The 19,089-nt window shown below is 63.5% G+C and carries 19 protein-coding genes; 12 read left to right on the forward strand and 7 right to left on the reverse strand.

What is annotated here, in order from left to right; translation table 11 throughout:
* Window positions 1–90: 90 nt before the first annotated feature.
* Genes U1769_RS19760 through U1769_RS19775 form a run of 4 tightly spaced genes read left to right on the forward strand, consistent with a single transcriptional unit; the run spans window position 91 to window position 3,100 of the window.
* Window positions 91–726 (forward strand): PepSY-associated TM helix domain-containing protein, encoded by a 636-nt coding sequence (locus tag U1769_RS19760; RefSeq protein ID WP_332719477.1) that lies wholly within the window; start codon window positions 91–93, stop codon window positions 724–726.
* A 19-nt stretch (window positions 727–745) separates the two neighbouring features.
* Window positions 746–1,270 carry a DUF2271 domain-containing protein gene (locus U1769_RS19765; protein ID WP_332719479.1) on the forward strand — a complete coding sequence of 175 codons (525 nt, stop codon included), beginning with the start codon at window positions 746–748 and terminating at the stop codon, window positions 1,268–1,270.
* Window positions 1,271–1,295: 25 nt separating this feature from the next.
* On the forward strand, window positions 1,296–2,111 hold the full coding sequence (locus tag U1769_RS19770; RefSeq protein ID WP_332719481.1) for a DUF4198 domain-containing protein: 816 nt from the start codon (window positions 1,296–1,298) through the stop codon (window positions 2,109–2,111).
* Window positions 2,111–3,100 (forward strand): FAD:protein FMN transferase, encoded by a 990-nt coding sequence (locus tag U1769_RS19775; RefSeq protein ID WP_332719483.1) that lies wholly within the window; start codon window positions 2,111–2,113, stop codon window positions 3,098–3,100. The genes U1769_RS19770 and U1769_RS19775 overlap by 1 nt, the downstream gene beginning before the upstream one ends.
* A 16-nt stretch (window positions 3,101–3,116) precedes the next feature.
* Here the strand turns inward: U1769_RS19775 and U1769_RS19780 are convergent, their stop codons facing one another.
* Entirely contained in the window at window positions 3,117–3,389 is a 273-nt protein-coding gene (locus U1769_RS19780; RefSeq protein WP_332719485.1) for a DUF1488 family protein, read from the reverse strand.
* A 93-nt stretch (window positions 3,390–3,482) separates the two neighbouring features.
* On the reverse strand, window positions 3,483–6,584 hold the full coding sequence (putA, locus tag U1769_RS19785; RefSeq protein WP_332719487.1) for a bifunctional proline dehydrogenase/L-glutamate gamma-semialdehyde dehydrogenase PutA: 3,102 nt from the start codon (window positions 6,582–6,584) through the stop codon (window positions 3,483–3,485).
* Between the two features lie 111 nt (window positions 6,585–6,695).
* Here putA and U1769_RS19790 point away from each other — a divergent pair, with 111 nt between their 5' ends.
* Together U1769_RS19790 and U1769_RS19795 are read left to right on the forward strand one after the other, a co-directional pair.
* Window positions 6,696–7,175, forward strand: coding sequence for an Lrp/AsnC ligand binding domain-containing protein (locus tag U1769_RS19790; RefSeq protein ID WP_332719489.1), 480 nt, complete (start codon window positions 6,696–6,698; stop codon window positions 7,173–7,175).
* A gap of 273 nt (window positions 7,176–7,448) precedes the next feature.
* Complete coding sequence (locus U1769_RS19795; protein ID WP_332719490.1) at window positions 7,449–7,577, forward strand: hypothetical protein; 129 nt, start codon at window positions 7,449–7,451, stop codon at window positions 7,575–7,577.
* Between the two features lie 237 nt (window positions 7,578–7,814).
* Here the strand turns inward: U1769_RS19795 and rfbD are convergent, their stop codons facing one another.
* Genes rfbD through rfbA form a run of 4 tightly spaced genes read right to left on the reverse strand, consistent with a single transcriptional unit; the run spans window position 7,815 to window position 11,183 of the window.
* A complete protein-coding gene (rfbD, locus tag U1769_RS19800) occupies window positions 7,815–8,687 on the reverse strand; it encodes a dTDP-4-dehydrorhamnose reductase (RefSeq protein WP_332719491.1) in 873 nt (290 codons plus the stop codon).
* On the reverse strand, window positions 8,687–9,745 hold the full coding sequence (gene rfbB, locus U1769_RS19805; RefSeq protein ID WP_332719493.1) for a dTDP-glucose 4,6-dehydratase: 1,059 nt from the start codon (window positions 9,743–9,745) through the stop codon (window positions 8,687–8,689). The genes rfbD and rfbB overlap by 1 nt, the downstream gene beginning before the upstream one ends.
* Window positions 9,745–10,311: a dTDP-4-dehydrorhamnose 3,5-epimerase gene (gene rfbC / locus U1769_RS19810; protein ID WP_332719495.1), complete on the reverse strand. Its 567-nt coding sequence runs from the start codon at window positions 10,309–10,311 to the stop codon at window positions 9,745–9,747. Before rfbC ends, rfbB begins: the two co-directional genes overlap by 1 nt.
* Window positions 10,308–11,183, reverse strand: a complete 876-nt coding sequence (gene rfbA, locus U1769_RS19815; RefSeq protein WP_332719498.1) for a glucose-1-phosphate thymidylyltransferase RfbA — start codon at window positions 11,181–11,183, stop codon at window positions 10,308–10,310. The genes rfbC and rfbA overlap by 4 nt, the downstream gene beginning before the upstream one ends.
* A gap of 222 nt (window positions 11,184–11,405) precedes the next feature.
* Here rfbA and U1769_RS19820 point away from each other — a divergent pair, with 222 nt between their 5' ends.
* A complete protein-coding gene (locus tag U1769_RS19820; RefSeq protein ID WP_332719500.1) occupies window positions 11,406–12,113 on the forward strand; it encodes a metallophosphoesterase family protein in 708 nt (235 codons plus the stop codon).
* 172 nt (window positions 12,114–12,285) lie between these two features.
* Here U1769_RS19820 and U1769_RS19825 read toward each other — a convergent pair whose 3' ends face one another.
* Window positions 12,286–12,681 (reverse strand): hypothetical protein, encoded by a 396-nt coding sequence (locus U1769_RS19825; protein ID WP_332719503.1) that lies wholly within the window; start codon window positions 12,679–12,681, stop codon window positions 12,286–12,288.
* A 367-nt stretch (window positions 12,682–13,048) separates the two neighbouring features.
* On the opposite strand from U1769_RS19825, the gene U1769_RS19830 reads away from it, so the two are divergent.
* The 5 genes from U1769_RS19830 to U1769_RS19850 all read left to right on the forward strand — a co-directional run bounded on the left by U1769_RS19830 (window position 13,049) and on the right by U1769_RS19850 (window position 19,033).
* Window positions 13,049–14,323, forward strand: a complete 1,275-nt coding sequence (locus tag U1769_RS19830) for a M48 family metalloprotease (RefSeq protein WP_332719505.1) — start codon at window positions 13,049–13,051, stop codon at window positions 14,321–14,323.
* Between the two features lie 139 nt (window positions 14,324–14,462).
* The gene (locus U1769_RS19835; RefSeq protein WP_332719507.1) at window positions 14,463–15,170 is read left to right on the forward strand and encodes a polysaccharide biosynthesis/export family protein; all 708 of its coding nucleotides are present in this window, start codon (window positions 14,463–14,465) and stop codon (window positions 15,168–15,170) included.
* A gap of 145 nt (window positions 15,171–15,315) precedes the next feature.
* A complete protein-coding gene (locus U1769_RS19840; RefSeq protein WP_332719509.1) occupies window positions 15,316–16,497 on the forward strand; it encodes a glycosyltransferase family 4 protein in 1,182 nt (393 codons plus the stop codon).
* Window positions 16,498–16,605: 108 nt separating this feature from the next.
* On the forward strand, window positions 16,606–17,718 hold the full coding sequence (locus U1769_RS19845) for an acyltransferase family protein (RefSeq protein WP_332719511.1): 1,113 nt from the start codon (window positions 16,606–16,608) through the stop codon (window positions 17,716–17,718).
* 127 nt (window positions 17,719–17,845) lie between these two features.
* Window positions 17,846–19,033, forward strand: a complete 1,188-nt coding sequence (locus U1769_RS19850; protein WP_332719513.1) for a glycosyltransferase family 4 protein — start codon at window positions 17,846–17,848, stop codon at window positions 19,031–19,033.
* The last annotated feature ends 56 nt before the right edge of the window (window positions 19,034–19,089 follow it).

The following is a 19,089-nucleotide window of genomic DNA, read 5'->3' on the forward strand; positions in this document are numbered from 1 at the left end:
CGGCGTGAATTCCTTGCGATGCGTTGCAATTGCGAATCGTTTGCGTTATCGCGAATCATTCGCAATTCGAGCCAGGACTTCCCGCCAGCAATGACCATTCAGGCCGCGCGGCAGAAGCCACGGCGCAAGACCTTCTGGCTCAAGCAGCTACATACCTGGCACTGGATCAGTTCCGCCGTAAGCCTTGTCGGGCTGCTGCTGTTCGCGATCACCGGGTTCACGCTGAACCATGCCGCCGATATCGAAGCGAAACCGGCCGTCACGGCCAAGGCCGTCGCGCTGCCCGCACCGTTGCTACCGCTGGTCGCAGCCGACAACAAGCCCGACGCCAAGAAGCCGCTGCCGCCGAAGATCGCCAGCTGGGTCGAGGCGAATTTCCCGGCGCGCGCCGGCGGCGAAGCGGAGTGGTCGGCCGACGAAATCTACCTGGCCCTGCCGCGGCCCGGCGGGGATGGTTGGGTCTCGATCGACCGCGCCTCGGGCGACGTCACCTCCGAATTCACCGATCGCGGCTGGGTTTCCTATCTGAACGATCTCCACAAGGGCCGCAATTCGGGCACAGCGTGGAAATGGTTCATTGATATCTTCGCCTTTGCCTGCCTCGTCTTCGCGCTCACCGGGCTTGTCCTGCTGCAGCTTCATGCCGCCAAGCGGCCGATCACCTGGCCGCTCGTCGCCCTTGGCCTCGCCATCCCGGCCGGGCTCGCCATCTTCTTCATCCATTGATTCATTGGGAGCCAGATCCATGCAGCTCAGCCACCGCCTGATCCTCACCGGCATTCCCGTCGTCGGGCTGGCCGCGGGTGCCCCCGCCGTCGCGCAGACGATGGACGTCGCCGTCACGGTGCCGCGCCTGTCGGTCGCCGAATATCACAAGCCCTATGTCGCGATCTATGTCGAGGGCAACGGCGCACCGGCCAGGACGCTCTCCGTCTGGTATGATGTGAAGAAAGCCAAGAACGAGGGCCGCAAATGGCTGAACGAAGTGCGGTCATGGTGGCGCGCCTCCGGCCGGACCGGCGCCTATATCGCCGACGGCACCTCGGGGGCGACGCGCGCGCCGGGCGTGCAATCGCTGAGCTTCACCAACGGCAAGGGGCCGCTCGCGCTGAAACCGGGCCAATACACGCTCGTCGTAGAGGCCGCGCGCGAGACGGGCGGCCGCGAGGTGCTGCGCCTGCCTTTCGCCTGGCCGCCCAAGCCCGGCCAGACGGCGCGCGTCGCCGGCAAGACCGAGCTCGGCGCGATAACCGTCACCTTCAAGCCCTGATACGCCCGCTTACAAGGATCCGCTGATGAAGACCCTCCATGCCAAGCTGCTCGCCGCCGCCATGGGCACGGCCGCCCTGGCCGCACCGCTCCAGGCGCACCGCCTGTGGATGCTGCCGTCGACCACCATCGTCTCGGGCGAGGACGACTGGATCACGTTTGACGCAGCTGCATCGAACGACCTGTTCTTCCCCGATCACCAGCCGCTCCGCGCAGAGCCGGCGGTCGTCCAGCCCGACGGGACGCCCGGCAAGATCGAGCATATGAATATCGGCCAGTACCGCGCCACCTTCGACCTGCACATGGTGCAAAAGGGCACGTACAAGATCGTGCTGCAGAACAGCGGCATCAATGGCAGCTTCAAGCTGAATGGGGCGGAGCAGCGCCTGCCGCGCGGCACCACCGCGGCGCAGCTGGCGACGGCGATTCCCGCCGGCGCGACGGAGGTGAAGCTGGGCGAGATGGTCAGTCGCAACGAAGTGTTCGTGACCTCCGGCGCGCCGACCGACACAGTGTTCAAGCCGACCAATCAGGGCCTCGAGCTGGTCCCGGTAACTCATCCGAACGATCTGGTCGCGGGCGAGACCGCCACCTTCAAGCTGATCGCCGACGGCAAGCCCGCCGCCAATATCGAGGTGACGGTGATTCCGGGCGGCAGCCGCTATCGCAGCGCCGTGAATGAGGTCACGCTGAAGACCGATGCCCAGGGGCAGGTCGCGGTCACCTGGCCCGGTGCTGGCATGTACTGGATGTCCGCCTCCACCAGCGTGCCGAGCACCGCCATCCCGAACGCGCAGAAGCGTATGAGCTACACCACGGTGATCGAGGTGCTGCAGCCCTGATGCCCGGCATGCCCCGCGTCGCGGTGCCGATCGAGGTTTCGCCGGATGCATTCCGGCGGCGCGATGCGGGCGCGGCCATCGTCGCGCTGAGCGGCGAGACGATGGGCACCAGCTGGTCCGCCCGGATCGTCTCGCCGCGACCGGCCGCGGAGCTGCGCGCGGCGATCGTGCAGGCGCTGGACGGCGTGATCGCCGAGATGAGCAATTGGGAGGCTGACTCCGCCATATCGCGCTTCAATCGCGCGCCGCCGGGCAGCTGGCAGGATCTGCCGGACGATCTGGCCCATGTGCTTGACGCGGCGTTATCGGTCGCCCGGACGAGCGGCGGCGCTTTCGATCCGGCGGCCGGGGCATTGGCCGATCTCTGGGGTTTCGGGCCCTGCGGACGGCGGGCGCCGCCGGTGGAGGATGCCTTGGCGGCGGCGAGCAGCGGTTGGGAAGCGATAGAGCTATCCGACCGGCGGGCACGGCGCACCGCTGCGGTGCGGCTCGACCTATCGGGCATCGCCAAGGGTTTCGGCGTCGACGCACTGGCCCGCGCCCTGCGCGCGCTGGGGACGAACGATTTCCTGGTGGAGATCGGTGGCGAACTGGTCGGGGCCGGAGTGAAGCCCGGTGGAGACCCCTGGTGGGTCGATCTGGAAGCGCCGCCCGGGGCGCGGATTGCCCCGTTGCGCGTGGCGCTGCACGAACTCGCCGTGGCCACCTCTGGAGATTATCAGCGCTTCTTCGAGACGGAAGGCCGCCGCTACGCCCACACGATCGACCCGCGGACCCGCCGCCCGGTGGAGAATGGCGTAGTTTCCGCGACCATCGTGCATTCGAACTGTATGATGGCCGATGCCTGGGCCACGGCGCTGACGGTGCTCGGGCCAGACGAGGGCATGGCCCTCGCCGGCCGCGAGGATCTCGCCGCGCGCCTCATCGTGCGGGACGGCTCCGCACACCGGGAATTGCTGTCGCCCCGGCTAGAGGCGATGCTGAGCTAAGGCCCCGCCGCGAACTTTATTCCAGGTCGTTCTCGCTGATCACGATCTGGCCCTGATCGCTGTTGCGGGCGAGGGCAACTAGGCCCGCCTCCGCAATGGTGTCGCTGAAGCGGTTGAACATGTCGACTGCATCATCGTCCGGCTTGTCGCCGCTCAGCGCTTCGAGCACCGCATATTGCACGGCGAATTCATATTCATCGCCATCGACCTCGCCAGTGAACTCGACGACTTCCTCATCGACATTGTCCAGGATCGTCGACAGGTCGATATCCATCCGGTCTGCCGCCATTCGATCATTCCTTAATCTCATCCGCGCCACCGGCGCCCTGGCCCTGCCTATCCGTAACGCGTCGGCGCCGGTCAAGGCTCCGCGCGCATCTTTCTACAGGTTGAGCAGCGCGGGATCGCCGCCCTGGGCAGTAATGTTGACCGAAACCGCGCGTTCGAGCGCGTAGCGCAGCAGCGCGTGGGGGCCGCCCGCCTTGGGCCCGGTGCCCGACAGGCCCTCCCCGCCGAACGGCTGGACACCCACGACCGCGCCGATGATGGAGCGGTTCACATAGACGTTACCGGCGGGGACTGCTGCTCGCACTTCCTCGGCGAAACGATCGATCCGGCTGTGCACGCCGAGCGTCAGGCCATAGCCCCGCGCCGCGAGCTTGCCGGCGACCCCGTCCAGATCGTCGGGATCGTAGCGATAGATGTGCAGGATCGGACCGAACACTTCGCGTTCGAGGAAATCGGGGGTCGGCACTTCGGCGATGACCGGGCCGAAAAAGCTGGCCCCGGTCGCAAGCGCGCCCGGATCGAGGCGGGCGACGATGCGCGCCTCCTGCTCGAGGCGGGTAACGTGCTTTTCCAGCGCCATGCGCGCGTCCTCGTCGATCACCGGACCGATATCGGTCGCGGGATCGCTCGGGTCCGCCAGCACCTGCGCTTCGAGTGCGCCGACCAAAGTGGCGATGGTTTCCTCGGCGGTGTCCTTGGGCAGGTAGAGCAGGCGCAATGCGGAGCAGCGCTGCCCGGCCGAGCCGAAGGCCGACAGGATGACATCGTCCACCACCTGTTCGCGCAGCGCAGTCGAATCGACGAACATGCCGTTCAGCCCGCCGGTTTCAGCGATGAACGGGACGATCGGGCCAGTGCGGGCGGCGAGCGTACGGTTGATCGATCCGGCGGTGTCGGTGCCTCCAGTGAAGGCGACCCCGTCGATGCCGGGATGCGCGACCAGCGCAGCGCCGACCGTCGCACCATCCCCCGGCAGCAAGGCGAGCAGCGCCGGATCGAGCCCGGCCGCGTGGTAGAGCCGCACTGCCTCGGCCGCGATCAGCGGCGTCTGCTCGGCCGGCTTGGCCAGCACGGCGTTGCCCGCGGCAAGCGCGGCGGCGATCTGGCCAGTGAAGATCGCCAGCGGGAAGTTCCAGGGCGAGATGCAGGCGAACACGCCGCGGCCGTGCAGTTCGAGGCTGTTCACTTCGCCGACCGGGCCGTCCAGGATGACCGGCGCGCCGAACTGGCGCTCGGCGAGCATCGCATAATAGCGGCAGAAATCGACGGCCTCGCGCACTTCGGCGACACCGTCGTTGAGCGTCTTGCCTGCCTCGAGCGACAACAGCGCGACCAGCCGGTCAGTCTCCGCCTCGAGCGCATCGCCCATCGCGCGCAATACCACCGCGCGGCCATTGCCGCCCAGGGCGTTCCAGCGCGGCTGGGCCTGGCGCGCCCGCTTCGCCGCGGCATCGACATCGGCCGGGGTGGCGCTGCCGACCTGGCCGACGACCATTGCGCGATTCGCCGGGTTGGTCACCGGCTCCGCCGGACGCGAGACGAGCTTGCCGCCGATGATCGGGCCAGCGCGCAGCTTCTCGGCGCGCACCACCGCCAGCGCGCGGTGGGCCGCGGCGCGGCTGTCCTCAAGCGAGAAATCCCGCCCTGCCGAATTGCGCCGAGCTTCGCCGTAGAGCCGGGACGGCACCGGGATCTTGTCGTGCGCGCGAGGATGCTCCTCGACCAGCGCAACCGGATCGCGCACCACCTCGGCGGCCGGAATCGTCTCGTCGAGCAGAGCATGGACGAAGCTGGTATTGGCCCCGTTCTCCAACAGGCGGCGGACGAGATAGGGCAGCAATTCCTCATGCCCGCCGACGGGCGCATAGGCGCGCAGGATGATGCCGCCATAACGCTGGTCGGCGCCGGCATAGAGCGCCTCGCCCATGCCGTGCAGCCGCTGATGCTCGATCCGCACGCCGGCCGTATCGGCCATGTGGCGCACCGCGGCGAGCGTATGCGCGTTGTGAGTCGCGAACTGCGGATAGAGCGCGGGCGACGCGTCGATCAATGCCTTCGCGCAGACCAGGTAGCACAGGTCGGTCGCGGCCTTGGTCGTGTAGACCGGATAGTCGGGTCGGCCGGCGACCTGGGCCCGCTTGATCTCGCTGTCCCAATAGGCGCCCTTGACCAGGCGGACCATGATCCGGCGGCCGGTCTCCTGCGCTAGGCGGGCGAGCGCGGTGATCACCAACGGCGCGCGCTTCTGATAGGCCTGGACGACGACGCCTAGCCCTTGCCACGCGCCAAGCTCCGGCTCGCGCGCCAGCCGGTCGACCAGCTTGAGCGAGAGCACCAGCCGATCGGCTTCCTCGGCGTCGATCGCGAAATTGAGGTCGTGGCGCGCCGCGATCAGCGCGAGGCGCTTCACCCGCGGATAAAGCTCTTCCCAGACGCGCGCTTCCTGCACCGCTTCGTAGCGCGGATGCAGCGCCGACAATTTGACCGATACGCCGTGGCCGAGTTCCGGCCCGGCCCCCGCGGCGGCTTTGCCCACCGTTTCGATCGCATCTGCATAGATATGTTCGAACCGTTCGGCGTCGGTCGCGGTGCGCGCGCCCTCGCCGAGCATGTCGAACGAGCAGAGCGTGTCTTCGCGCTTCGCCCGCGCCAGCGCCGCCTCGATCGTGCGGCCGAGCACGAACTGCTCGCCCATGATCCGCACGGCAGCGGCGACGGCCTGGCGGATCACCGGCTCGCCGATGCGCGCCGCGATACGCTTGATATAGCCGCCCAGATCCTTCTTCGCCGTCTCGTCCGCCTCGACCAGCTTGCCGGTCAGCAACAGGCCCCAGGTCGAGGCGTTGACGAACAGGCTGTCGGACTTGCCGACATGGCTGGCCCAGTCGGCCGAACCGATCTTCTCCGCGATCAGGCGGTCGCGCGTTTCGGCGTCGGGCGTGCGCAGCAGCGCCTCGGCCAGGCACATCAGCGCCAGCCCTTCTCGCGTGCCGAGCGAGAATTGCTGGAGGAAATCCTCGACCACGCCCTGCTTCTTGGCTGCCGCCCGGGCCGAATCGACCAGCGCGACCGCTTCCGCGACCACGGTGCTGCGGTCCCCCGCCGACAGCGGCTGGCGGGCGAGCAGATCAGCGATGGTCTCGGCCTCGTCGCGATATTTGGCGTCGTCGATCGAATCCCAGGGCGAGCGCGGCATGAGGTTTTCCTTTGGCTTAAAGGCGAGGTGGCTAAACCATCTTCGTCACTATCGCTTTCCCGACTGAACGTGCTTCGTTATATTGGCCATATTGCCGAAGGAGTTTTTGATTTGAGCGTACGTGCCGTCGAATCTTCGGCCGATGCCGTCGACCTACGAATCCTCCGCATCCTGCAGGAGGATGGGCGCATCACCAACCAGGAACTGGCGACCCGCGCGGGCCTTTCGCCGGCCGCCTGTTTCGATCGGGTGAAGCGCTTGCGGCAGGGCGGCGTGATTGCAAGCTATACGGCGTTGCTCGATCCGGCCAAGCTCGGGCGGGCGCTGCTGATCTTCGTCGAGGTCGTGCTCGATCGCACCACCGACGACGTCTTCACTGCATTCGCCGCCCAGGTGCGCGACATTCCCGAAGTGCTCGAATGCCATATGGTAGCGGGCGGCTTCGACTATCTGCTCAAGGTGCGCGTGGCCGACATGGCGGCCTATCGCCGGTTCCTGGGCGAGATACTGACCAGCATTCCCGGCGTGCGCGAGACCCGGACTTATGCGGTGCTGGAGGAAGTGAAGGCGACCACGCACCTGCCGATCTGAAGGTTCCAAGTGCCGCGACGGGATCCATTGCTTTCCACGCTGACATAGGCGGCAGGCCGGGGCGCGAGAAATGCCGACCGATCTTCTACACGGGTAAACGCCCTTCCGATCTACGAGTCAGATCTACCCGCGGCTCCAGGGCGATGGGCTGCAGGAAATGTGATTTTTTGGACAAATATTGCGCTAGCGAAAGCCCATGCTGCATTTGCGAACGGTTTAGATTGTGTTAAAAGAGAGTGCGACTTCGAATCGCAACGAAGACGGAGACTGACAGTGCAAGCGATCATTATCGGCGTTGCCGTCATTTGGGGAATACCGATCGGCTCTGCCGTGATAGCCGCGGGCGCGGCTGCGATCTCGCCGCGTATTCGGGAAAAGCTGCAGCGTTCCCTGGCAGGCTGAGAGCATTTGCGGGCTAGCTCCCCGAGTTACCGGCCAACCTAACCCACGTCACCGCATCGAGCAGGTGGCTGCGCCGAGATTTTGCAGCGCCGTAGGCAATTGCTCCCGACGCGTTGATGAAAATGCTCGCTCCATCTGCTGCGACGCACCATAATATATCCAACTGGCATCATGCAGCGATGACTCGTCGCCCTACTGCAACCGTTTATCGATAGTTCCTCTGCCGACAGGCATCCATCAGACCAGTCGGGCGACGACCTCGCGGACCGATTGCTGCCACGGCGGCGAGCTATAGCCGAAAGCCTCCTTGAACGCGCTGGAATCGAGCCGCGAATTGGCGGGCCGGACTGCCTTGGTGGGCCATTGGGCGGTCGAAACATCCGCCACGGTTGCGACTGGGCCGCCCAGCGTCGCGCTTGAGGCGAAGACTTCACGCGCCAGGCCCGCCCAGCTCGTGTCGCCCGTGCCGGCAAAATGATACAGGGCGTTCGCGCCCTTGCCCTTCTGCGCCGACCAGGCTGCAACGATCGCAAACAATGCGTCGGCAATATCCAGTGCCGAGGTGGGGCAGCCATATTGATCGGCCACGACCGTGAGCGTGTCGCGCTCGCCCGCGACGCGCAGCATCGTCTTCACGAAATTCGCCCCAAAGGGACTGTAAACCCAGGACGTCCGCACGATCGCATAGTCGGCGCCGGATGCGCGGACGGCATCCTCCCCGGCGAGCTTGGTGATCCCATAGACGCCGATCGGCCCGGTAGCGTCGTCCTCCCGGTAAGCGCGGTCGAGTGTTCCGGCGAAGACATAGTCAGTCGACAGATGAATGATCGGGGCGCCCGCTTCGCGGGCAGCGCGCGCGAGCACGCCGGGCCCGGTGCCGTTCACTGCCATGGCGAGATCCGGTTCATCCTCCGCCTTGTCGACGGCGGTATAGGCAGCCGTGCTGAGCACGAGATCGGGGCCGAACGCCGCGACGACCCGCTCGATGCTTCCGGCGTCCGCCAGATCGAACTCGGGGCGATCGACAAACAGCAGCTCCATGCCGGCCGGCGCCCGCTCCTCGATGCTGGTCGCGACCTGGCCGCCCCGCCCGGTGACGAGCACGCGCATCAGGCGACGCCCAGGCGATCGCCGGCATAGGCGCCAGACCGGATCGGCTCCCACCACCAGCGATTCTCGAGATACCAGTCGACGGTCTTGCCGAGGCCGCTTTCGAAGCTTTCCTGTGCGTTCCAGCCAAGATCCTTTTCGATCTTGGCCGGATCGATTGCGTAGCGCCGGTCATGCCCGGGGCGATCCGTCACGAAACTGATCAGTGATCGCCGGGGCGCGCCGCCCGGCAGCGGCTGCCGCGCATCGAGCGCGTCGCAGATCGCCTCGACCACCGCGAGATTGGTGCGCTCTTCACGTCCACCAATATTGTAGCTTTCGCCGATCTTCCCGTGCGTCAGGACGGCATCAAGCGCGCGCGCGTGATCCTCGACATAGAGCCAGTCGCGGACATTCTCGCCCGTGCCATAGACCGGCAGTGACTTGCCTTCGAGCGCGTTCAGGATCGTCAGCGGAATCAGCTTCTCGGGGAAGTGATAGGGCCCGTAATTGTTCGAGCAGTTCGACAGCACGACCGGCAGCCCATAGGTTTCGTGCCAGGCGCGGACAAAATGATCCGATGCCGCCTTTGAGGCCGAATAGGGCGAGGACGGCGCATATGGCGTTTCCTCGGTGAAGACACCGCTGTCGAACGGCAGATCGCCGAACACTTCATCCGTCGAGACATGGTGGAAGCGGAAGGCGGCGCGCCTGTCGCCTTCCAGCTCGCGCCAATATTCAAGCGCCGACGACAGCAGGCGGAACGTGCCCACGACGTTGGTCTCGACGAACGCGCCGGGCCCGTCGATCGAGCGATCGACATGGCTCTCGGCCGCGAGATGCATGATCCCGCCGACCTTTTCTTCTCGCAACAAGGCAGGCACCAGATCGCGGTCGGCAATATCGCCTTGCACGAAGCGATAGGCGTTGGACTTGTCGATCTCGGTCAGCGACGCCGGATTGCCGGCATAGGTCAGCGCGTCGAGATTGATGACTCGCGTTCCGCCCGCCTGCACCAGATGGCGGCACACGGCCGACCCGATAAAACCGGCGCCGCCGGTGACCAACACAGTCCGCATCAATACTCCCCGTAGGTGAAAACCGGCTCGTGCGCGGCAAACATGGGCGCTATGCGATCCTTGCCCGACAGCTCGACCGGGCCGACGTCCGGCCAGGCAATGCCGATATCGGGATCGTTCCAGATGATGGCGACCTCGCTTTGCGGTGCGTAAGGCGCGCTGACCTTGTACAGCACCTCGGTATCCGGCGTCAGCGTCATGAATCCGTGTGCGAAGCCTTTCGGCACCAGCAGCTGGTTCCATTTCTCCGCGGAAAGCTCGAGACCGACCCATTGGCCATAGCTCGGCGAGCCCTTGCGGATATCGACCGCGACATCGAAGATCGCACCGCGCAGGACCCGGACGAGCTTGTCCTGCGCGAAGGGCGGCGCCTGCAGATGCAGGCCGCGCACCGTGCCGACGGCGGCGGAGAAGCTCTGATTGTCCTGAATCCAGTCGATCGCGATGCCATTGGCAACAAGATCGCCCTGTTTGAACACTTCCGAGAAGAAGCCCCTGGCGTCACCGTGCCTGGACGGCACGATCTCGATCACCTCTGGGATGGCGAGCCGGTTGAACTGAGTCATGCGAGGTTCGCGATCCGGCGCTTCAGATAGGCCGCGTAATCGGTTTTGCCGAGCGTCGCGGCGCGCGCCAACACGGCGTCAGCGTCGAGATAGCCGAGCTCGAAGGCGATTTCCTCCGGACAGGAGATCTTGATGCCCTGGCGATGCTCGATCGTGCGGACGAAGGAGCTCGCATCGTGCAGCGAATCGTGCGTGCCGGTATCGAGCCAGGCGTAGCCCCGGCCGAGGCGGGAAATCGTCAGGTCGCCGCGTTCGAGATAGGCCCGGTTGACGTCAGTGATCTCATATTCACCCCGACCCGATGGCTGAACCGCCTTGGCGATCTCGGTAATGTCCGAATCGTAGAAATACAGACCGGTTACCGCCCAGTTCGACTTGGGATTGACCGGCTTCTCCTCGATGCTGGTCGCGCGCCCGGTCGCCGGATCGAACGATACCACGCCGTAGCGTTCAGGATCGTCGACATGATAGGCGAAGACCGTCGCGCCACTCGGCGTAGCAACTGCCTCCCGGCATTTCGCGCCGAGCCCGTCGCCATGATAGATATTGTCGCCGAGGATCAGCGCGCCGGGACCACCATCGATAAACGACTCGCCGATCACGAAGGCCTGGGCGAGCCCATTTGGTTCGGGCTGCTCCGCATAAGCCAGGTTGATGCCGAAGGCCGATCCGTCGCCGAGCAGGGCCCGGAACATGGGCAGATCCCGCGGCGTGGAAATGATCAGGATATCGCGCATGCCGGCGAGCATAAGGGTCGACAGGGGATAGTAGATCATCGGCTTGTCGAAGACCGGCAGTAACTGTTTGGAAACCGCCAGCGTGGCAGGATACAGGCGCGTGCCGCTGCCGCCTGCGAGAATGATGCCCCTCACGATTCGTGCGCTCCCTACCCCGAACGTTCCAGACAGGCCCCGCCTGGAACTTGTGCTGCATTGCATCATTGCAAGCGACCGGCAAGTCCAGCAAGGACTATCGCAACAAATTCTACCCCTCCGGCCCAGTCGGGGTACGTTGAATAATCTCCATGCGAGACAAATAGAATGACATTGTTTCGTTTTCGCAGGCCCCGGGCCGCCCCCTCGGTTCCCCCGGGAATGCGTGTCTATGCCATAGGAGACGTGCATGGCAGTCTCGACCTGTTGATAGACCTGCTGGGGCGGATCGAGGTCGACAGCCGGGCGCGCGCTCCTGCCGAGACGTGGATCATCATGCTGGGCGATCTGATCGATCGCGGGCCGGATTCGAAAGGCGTAATCGACCTTTTCCTGAAATCGCCACCGGCTTTCGCTCGATATCGATTTCTGGCCGGCAATCACGAAGAGGCAATGCTTCAGTCGCTCGGCGAGAGGGCAGATCCGCGGGAAACCGGATGGCTTCGATTCGGCGGCACGGAAGCGCTGCGCAGTTATAACGTGCCCGATGACGCGTTCGAGATCCGGGGATGGCTGCTATCAGACGAACTACGGCGCTACATCCCGCGGGCTCATCTGGACTTTATCGGACGCTTCGAAGAAAAGATCGTTATTGGCGACTATCTCTTCGTTCACGCCGGCATCAGACCAGGCGTCGCCTTGCAGCGGCAGCGACGAAAGGATTTGCTATGGATTCGGGAGGGTTTTCTCGATGACGACACCGATCATCGCCACATCGTTGTGCATGGGCACAGCATCGCATCGGAACCGGTGTTTGCACGCAATCGGATTGGGATCGACACTGGAGCCTATTTGAGCGGGGTGCTCACAGCGCTGGGCCTGGAGGGGGATTCTCAGTGGGTCGTGCAGACCAATCACTCTGCCAGATGATGCGCACCTGACCCATTAACACCATCGATGCAGCGTCCGGCGCAATATCGCTCGCTATCATGGCAGATCATTAGAGCACTGAACGAATTAGGGCGGGCCAAAACTGACCCGCCCAGATAGACAGCTACTACCAATCTCATTCACCCTCGTCGGGAGAGCAGCCCCAAACCCGTTATGGGCTAGCTGGCGTCGGGGTGGGGGTTGGCGTCGGAGTGGGGGTTGGCGTCGGAGTAGGGGTTGGCGTCGGAGTGGGGGTTGGCGTCGGAGTCGGAGTAGGGGTTGGCGTCCCGCCATTATTAACGATATCGATGATGCCGGTAAGCTCGGCAATCGTCACGCCCAGCAGAGCAGCCAACAGCAACCAGACGGGTGTGCCGAGCGCGTGACTGCCATCCTCGATTTCTGCGCCGGCGCGACCGCCAAGCGTGCTACCCGTCAGCGCGGCTGATTTGGTCTGGGCGATCTTAGCGGAGAATGGACGCACCGGAGCCGGCGCGGCAGCCGCCAAGGTGGATGATGCAATCAATGAAGAAGCGGCAACGCCGACTACGAGCTTCTTGAAATCCATGATGCTATTCCTCGTTACTCGTACCGAATATCTAATGCTGCAATGCCACAAAAGTTCCTGAGTTTCAACCTTCGAAACCAGTTTTTGCCTGAGTCCCCCTGGGATTGGCCGAGGCCGAGCGATTTTCATCCCACAGGACAGATTAAAGCGTGAGATTCAGTAAGTTCGCCATAGTCCCGTGCGAGGAGGCGGTTACCACGGGCTACCCAAAAACAGCGACGGTGTAATAGTCTGCGTCGCGGAGATCGGTGGTCCGGTAAAAAAACGCGCTAATCTGTTTTCGTACTTACCCGCAGGAGCGGTTACGCGAGGCAGTGCCGAATCGGGCGTGGAACCGCCTCGATGCCGAAGGGAAGGAAGCAAGGAGGTGGAGAAGAAGAGCAACGACATACTTGCCGAAGGACGCTCGCTTCGTACTGCAATCACGCGGTTACTTCCAACAAGCGCAATATCGGCATATATTCGCTATCAATTGGCGGCCCAGCGGAATAAAGAATCCCTCTTTAACCATGTGTCAGAGGAAGGGCAGAATACGTTGCGGCGCAGCACGTTTATTGGTTCTTCTCGTGCGATCTTCCTTCTTGCGGGTCTTATTTGCGCCGGCTTCATTCTATCGGCACCCCCTGCCTGGGCAGCAGATCGAGAGGGCCTGCTCGCCATGCAGCGATTGGACCAGCGCGTCATGACCATCGGCTATCGCCTGGTGACCTCCGCCGGCGATCTCTGCGCCGACCAGGCCCCCACCCCGGGTTTCGCTATCCACGATCGTTCCCAATACAGATCGGATGAGCAGGCAGTGGTGCGCGAGACTTTCGGATTCGATGGCGAGCCGCTCGTGCTCGCAATCGCTCCGGACAGCCCGGCCGCGCTGGCGGGACTCCAAGTTGGAGATGCGTTGATTCGAATCGGCACTGATCCGGTCGCGCCCCCGCAGCCCGGCGCAACCAACTCCTACACCAGAGTCGCCGCGGTCCTCGCGCAACTCGATTCGGCCGCGCGTACCGGGACGATTGTTCTGGAGCTGCGCCGAAAGCAGCAGCTGTTTACCGCGACCGTGGCGCTCCGGAACGGGTGCGCGACGCGATTCCAGACCAAGGTCAGCGACACGATCGACGCACAGGCAGATGGACGGTATGTTGAAGTCAATACAGGCCTCATTGCCTTTGCGGGATCTGACGACCAACTCGCGGTGATCATGGCGCACGAACTTGCCCACAACATCCTGCACCACCGCGCGCGGCTTGATGCAGCAGGCGTGGCACGCGGAATCCTGGGCCAGTTCGGCAAAAATGCGCGCTTGATTCGTGAAACCGAGGCAGAAGCTGATCGCCTCGGCGTGTATCTGATGGACCGGGCCGGCTACGCCCCCCAGGCCGCGATCGCGTTCTGGACGCGGTTCGGCACCGAGCACGGGCTGGGCATCTTCACGGCGCCGACGCATCTCAACGAGGAGAAGCGGGTACAGATGATAAAGGGAGAGATTGCCCGGATCGAGGCAATGCGCGCGGCACATGTCGAGCCCCGCCCGGCCTTTCTCAGCGCCCCTTATTGTGCGTCACTTCCTGGCCCACCTGGTTCGACAAGTAATTCGTCTCCGTGCACCTCTAAGGACGGTGCTCCCGTGCCGTTCCGCGACCAGTGACCTTGGGCGCAGACCATCTCAGCGACCCCGGGGCGGGATCAAGATTGCATGGCAATCGTTTTTGCGGCACCGCAACATTGTTGATGCTTCAAGTGCGATGCCCTATCGCCATACCGATGCCGATGCCGGGAGTTCGTGAATGCTGACGTTCGACAACCTGAACAAAAAAATGGCCGGCATCGCGGCTATTGTCCTCATGGCCATCATGATGAACGGTTGCACACGGCCGCTGGCAGTACCCGGCGGCAAGGAAGCCTATCTAATCATGACGCCTACGCCGGCCAACCTTGAGGAAACCTATCGCCTGGGTGCCGGGGACGTGGTCGCCGTCAACGTCTTCGGCCAGGCGGACATGTCGGTTGCGTCAGTAATCGTCGACCCCGCGGGCGAGGTAAATCTTCCCCTGATCGGCCCGGTCAAGGCCGAACGAATGACTACGCGCGAGCTTTCGCTCGCGATCGAGAGTCGGCTCAAGCCTCGCTATCTCGTCGACCCGCACGTCTCGGTTAACGTGACCGACTATGTGTCGAAGTTCGTTACCATCGACGGGCAGGTGGCCAGACCCGGCGTGATTCCGATCGCCGGGACCACCACGCTGCTGGGAATCATCGCAAGATCGGGCGGCCCCACCAATCTGGCAAAGCTGGACGAAGTCGCGATCTTCCGCGAGATCGACGGAAAGCGCATGGCGGCGAAATTCAATCTCAGGGCGATCCGCCGCGGGGAGATGGACGATCCAGTCGTGCTCGGCAGCGATACGGTGGTCGTAGGCTTCGATCGTCTCAAAGGTGTCTATCGCGACACGCTGCAGGCACTCCCGATCTTTGCGATCTTCCAGGCGTTCTGAGGCATGATCGGGACTTGCCTGAAGCTCGGATGCGCGCACCAGGGTGGATGGGTGGTGCCGTTCAGCGCGCCAGCCCGCATGGCACTTTCGGACGAGCGACTCTCCTAGTGCGACGCCACGGGTTTTGAAGAGTGCCGGGGGGCCAATGCGAATAGTTCATATCATCACGCGGTTCATTCGGGGCGGGGCGGATGAGAACACGCTTCTGACTTGCAATGGTCAGGCGCAGCTGGGCCATGATGTCCATCTGATCGCCGGCGATCATCACCCCGAGATGATCGGTCGGCTGGATTCGCGGGTGCAATGGCATCACCTGCCCTCGCTCAAACGCGAGCTTTCGCCTTTTAACGATCCGCTTTGCCTGGCCCAGCTCAGTGCCCGACTGCGAAGGCTGGCACCGGATATCGTCCATACCCATGAGAGCAAGGCGGGGATCCTGGGCCGGCTGGCCGCGCGGCTCGCCGGCGTATCGATCATCGTCCACGGCGTGCACATCCTGCCGTTCGTCAATGTTTCGCGGCCGGTGGCCCTGCTCTATCTCGCGCTGGAGAAGCTGGCGGCGCGCAGCACCGACGCCTATGTGAGCGTAAGCCAGGAAATGCAGAACATCTGCGTCGCGCACGGTCTCGGCACGCCGGATATCCATATGGTGGCGCCGAGCGGCATGGACCTGTCGAGTTATCGTGATGCAGCGCCGATCGCGCGCGACACGCTGGTGCCGGGGATCGCTCTGGCCGAGAATGTAACGATCGGCTTGATCGCCGGCCACCTCGAGCGGCGCAAACGCATCGCTGACCTTATCAACGCGCTGGGCCGCTCGCTGGGGGGCGGTGATTGGGTGCTACTGGTCGCTGGCGAAGGGCCCGAGCGAGACGAGCTCTCCGCGCTGATCGCACAGCTCGGCCTTGGCGAACGCGTGCTCCTGCTCGGCTTCCGCGCCGATCTGCCCCGCCTGCTCGCGAGTGTCGATTTCGTGGTGCATGCTGCGACGAACGAAGGATTGCCGCGCGTAGTGGTGCAAGCGGTTCTGGCCGGAAAGCCGGTCGTCGCCCCCGCATTGCCAGGCATCGAGAATGTCGTGGTCAATGGTCGCAATGGCCTGTTGGCGCCGGTCGATTCGTTCGAGCGCCTTGCAGAGCTGACATTGGAAATGGCGCAGAGCCCCACTTTGCGCGCGCGCTTCGTCGCGGCGGCGCGCGATATCGACCTGTCGCCATGGGAAACCGATGCGATGGTCCAGAAAATCGAGACGGTATATGGGAACGCTCTTTCCCGCGGTCGATCCAGGCGCGGGAAGAGAGAAAGCTTCGCCGATGAGCGAGACTAAGCCAGGGCAAGCCACATTGGTCGCAGCGCTCAACCCGGCCATCCGGGTTGCCAGCTGGTGACGGCGGGGAGCGAAAAGGCTTGGTCAGCGGAACACGTTAGTCCGGATGTGCGACCGATCGCATCGAAGGCGGGAGCGTTGCCTCCGTTTCTTTCCGGCAAACTGATCGACGCAGCCACCGGTTCCGCGATGCGTGGTTTGCTGATCGTCGCGATCGTGCTGGGCCACAACCGGTCCCTGCTCGCGGTCGCCCCCGAATTTCATCACCTCTATTACTGGCATGTACACGGATTCTTCTTCCTCGCTTTTGCATCGCGCGGGTTTGTTTCCGGGGGGTATGCCGTTCGCGATATGCTTGTGCGCTATCTGATGCCGTTCGCAGTGTTCCTTACGCTGGGCACGCTGATAAACATGGCGCGAGCGCCGGCCCAGGCGGATATCGGCGCCTACCTGACCGCGTTGGTCATTGGCTCCAGCAGGCTTTGCGATCGCGCCAGCAACATGTCCCTGCTGTGGTTTTTGCCAGCGCTTGCTGGATTTGTGACGGTATCGATCTTGATTAGCAGACTGGTCGCGCGCGCGTCGGCATGGCCGGTTTTCGTGGCTATGATACTTGGTACGGGAGTGCTGTTGGTCGCCCTGATCCCGCGCGATGCCCTGAAATATGTGCCGCTTGGTCTGCCGATCGTCGCCTATGTGTTACCGCTGAGCCTGGCGTTCTGCGGCCTTGTCGTACTTGTTTCCGGCAAGTCGGCGCCTGTTCGCAGTCTCATACTGATCGTGACACTGGCCGCGTCTCTCGCGGCCGCCTTCCTGTTGAAGAGCCTGGAAGTGAACATATCGTTGTTCAAATTCGGCCAGGCTGAGGCCGTGACATTCGTCCTGGCCGCGCTGCTCGCCGTAACAGCTAATGTCGTAGTCTATCTCCTGAGCGGATTTCTGCGTTCGTTCGACTGGTTGAGAGCGCTGGGCGATTCGTCGCTGGAGATCTTTCTACTGCACAATTTCATCCAGATACCGATTCTCACCACGCTTTTATCGCGCAGACAGGCACTCGGCGACGTGGCGCTGGCCGGGGCCAGCGTGGCTGTCAGCGCCATCGCGATCGGACTCTCAATAGGATTGGCAGCGGGATTGCGGCGCTTGCCACGCCTGAGATCCCTGATCTTCCCGCGAGATTGGGCCATGCTCGTCAACGCGAAGCCGGGCCGGATAATCTAATCCGACGGTAGGAGGATGGCACGAACCGACGATTTATCCGTCGGCGCGTTCCTTGCGGGACATTCGTGTTGCATTGCGGTATAACCGTCGCGTGCGGGCGGCAATAAGAGTGGTAACGGGGGCTCGAGTGCGAATTTTGCTGGTCAACACGCTGTTTCCGCCGGTGATCAAGGGTGGCGCGGAGGTATCGACGTCAAACCTCGGTGCAGCGCTGGCTGCCAGGGGACATGACGTGCACGTCTTGACCATCACGCCCGATCCCGAAACCGTCGCACAACAGAACGGCATGACCGTCCACCGCATAAACCCATCAATCGTGCGATATCCGTTCGACCATGACGAACGCGGCGGCGTGGGCAAGCTCGTTTTCCACGCCATCGATAATTACAATCCCCTGATGTACACGCGGGCACGCGCGCTGATCACGGAAATTCGCCCGGACATCGTCCATACGAACATCCTGCAATTGCTGACTTGCAGCATTTGGTTTGCGGCGCGGGCAGCTGGTGCGCGGGTCGTCCACAATCTCCGGGACTATTGGCTGCTATGCGCACGCTCCGGTTTTTTCAGAAATGACGAGCCGTGTTCACGCAAGTGCCTCGATTGTGCGATCGTCTCCAGTCCGCGGCGCCTGATGACGGGCAAGGTCGATGGAGTCGTCGCGGTAGGGCAATATGTGCTGGACACGCATCTCTCGGCGAAGCTTTTTCCGAATGCGAAAGTAGCGCGCGCGATCCTCAGCGCCACGGACCCGATCGAGCCGTTGCAGAAGCCACCGCGCGCCATCGGCGACCCGATCACCCTAGGCTATATTGGTCGCATCAAGGAATCAAAGGGGGTTCGCGTCCTGCTGGAAGCGATGCGGCAGGTGCCTGCCGAATCCAAGGTCCGGCTGCTGATCGCCGGCGATGGCGACAGCGCTTTTATGAAGGCGCTGCGGACCCTGGCGGACGATCGTGTCGAGTTTCTGGGGTGGTGCAGTCCCAAGGATTTCTATTCTCGCGTCGATCTGGTCGTGGTTCCGTCGCTTTATCCTGAACCTCTGCCGCGCACCGTGCTCGAAGCGTATCGTTACGGACTCCCGGTTATCGGAGCTCGTTCGGGCGGTATTCCGGAGGTGGTTCACGACGGCGTGACGGGATGGCTCTACACGCCGGACAGCATCGATCGGCTTTCGGCGCTAATCCGCGCCCTGCCGGGCCCGTCCGGCCTATCGACTCTGAGCGCAACCGAGCGCGATGCAGTGGTCGCGAGAACTGATCCGGACTATGTGGTGGCGCAGTATGAGGATGTATACAGGCTGGCGCTAAGCTAGCCGCCTTATGTAATATTGAAGTTTCGGCGAAAACCTTTCGACACGGATTTATTTAT

Source organism: Parasphingomonas zepuensis (assembly GCF_036663735.1).
Classification (GTDB): Bacteria; Pseudomonadota; Alphaproteobacteria; order Sphingomonadales; family Sphingomonadaceae; genus Sphingomonas.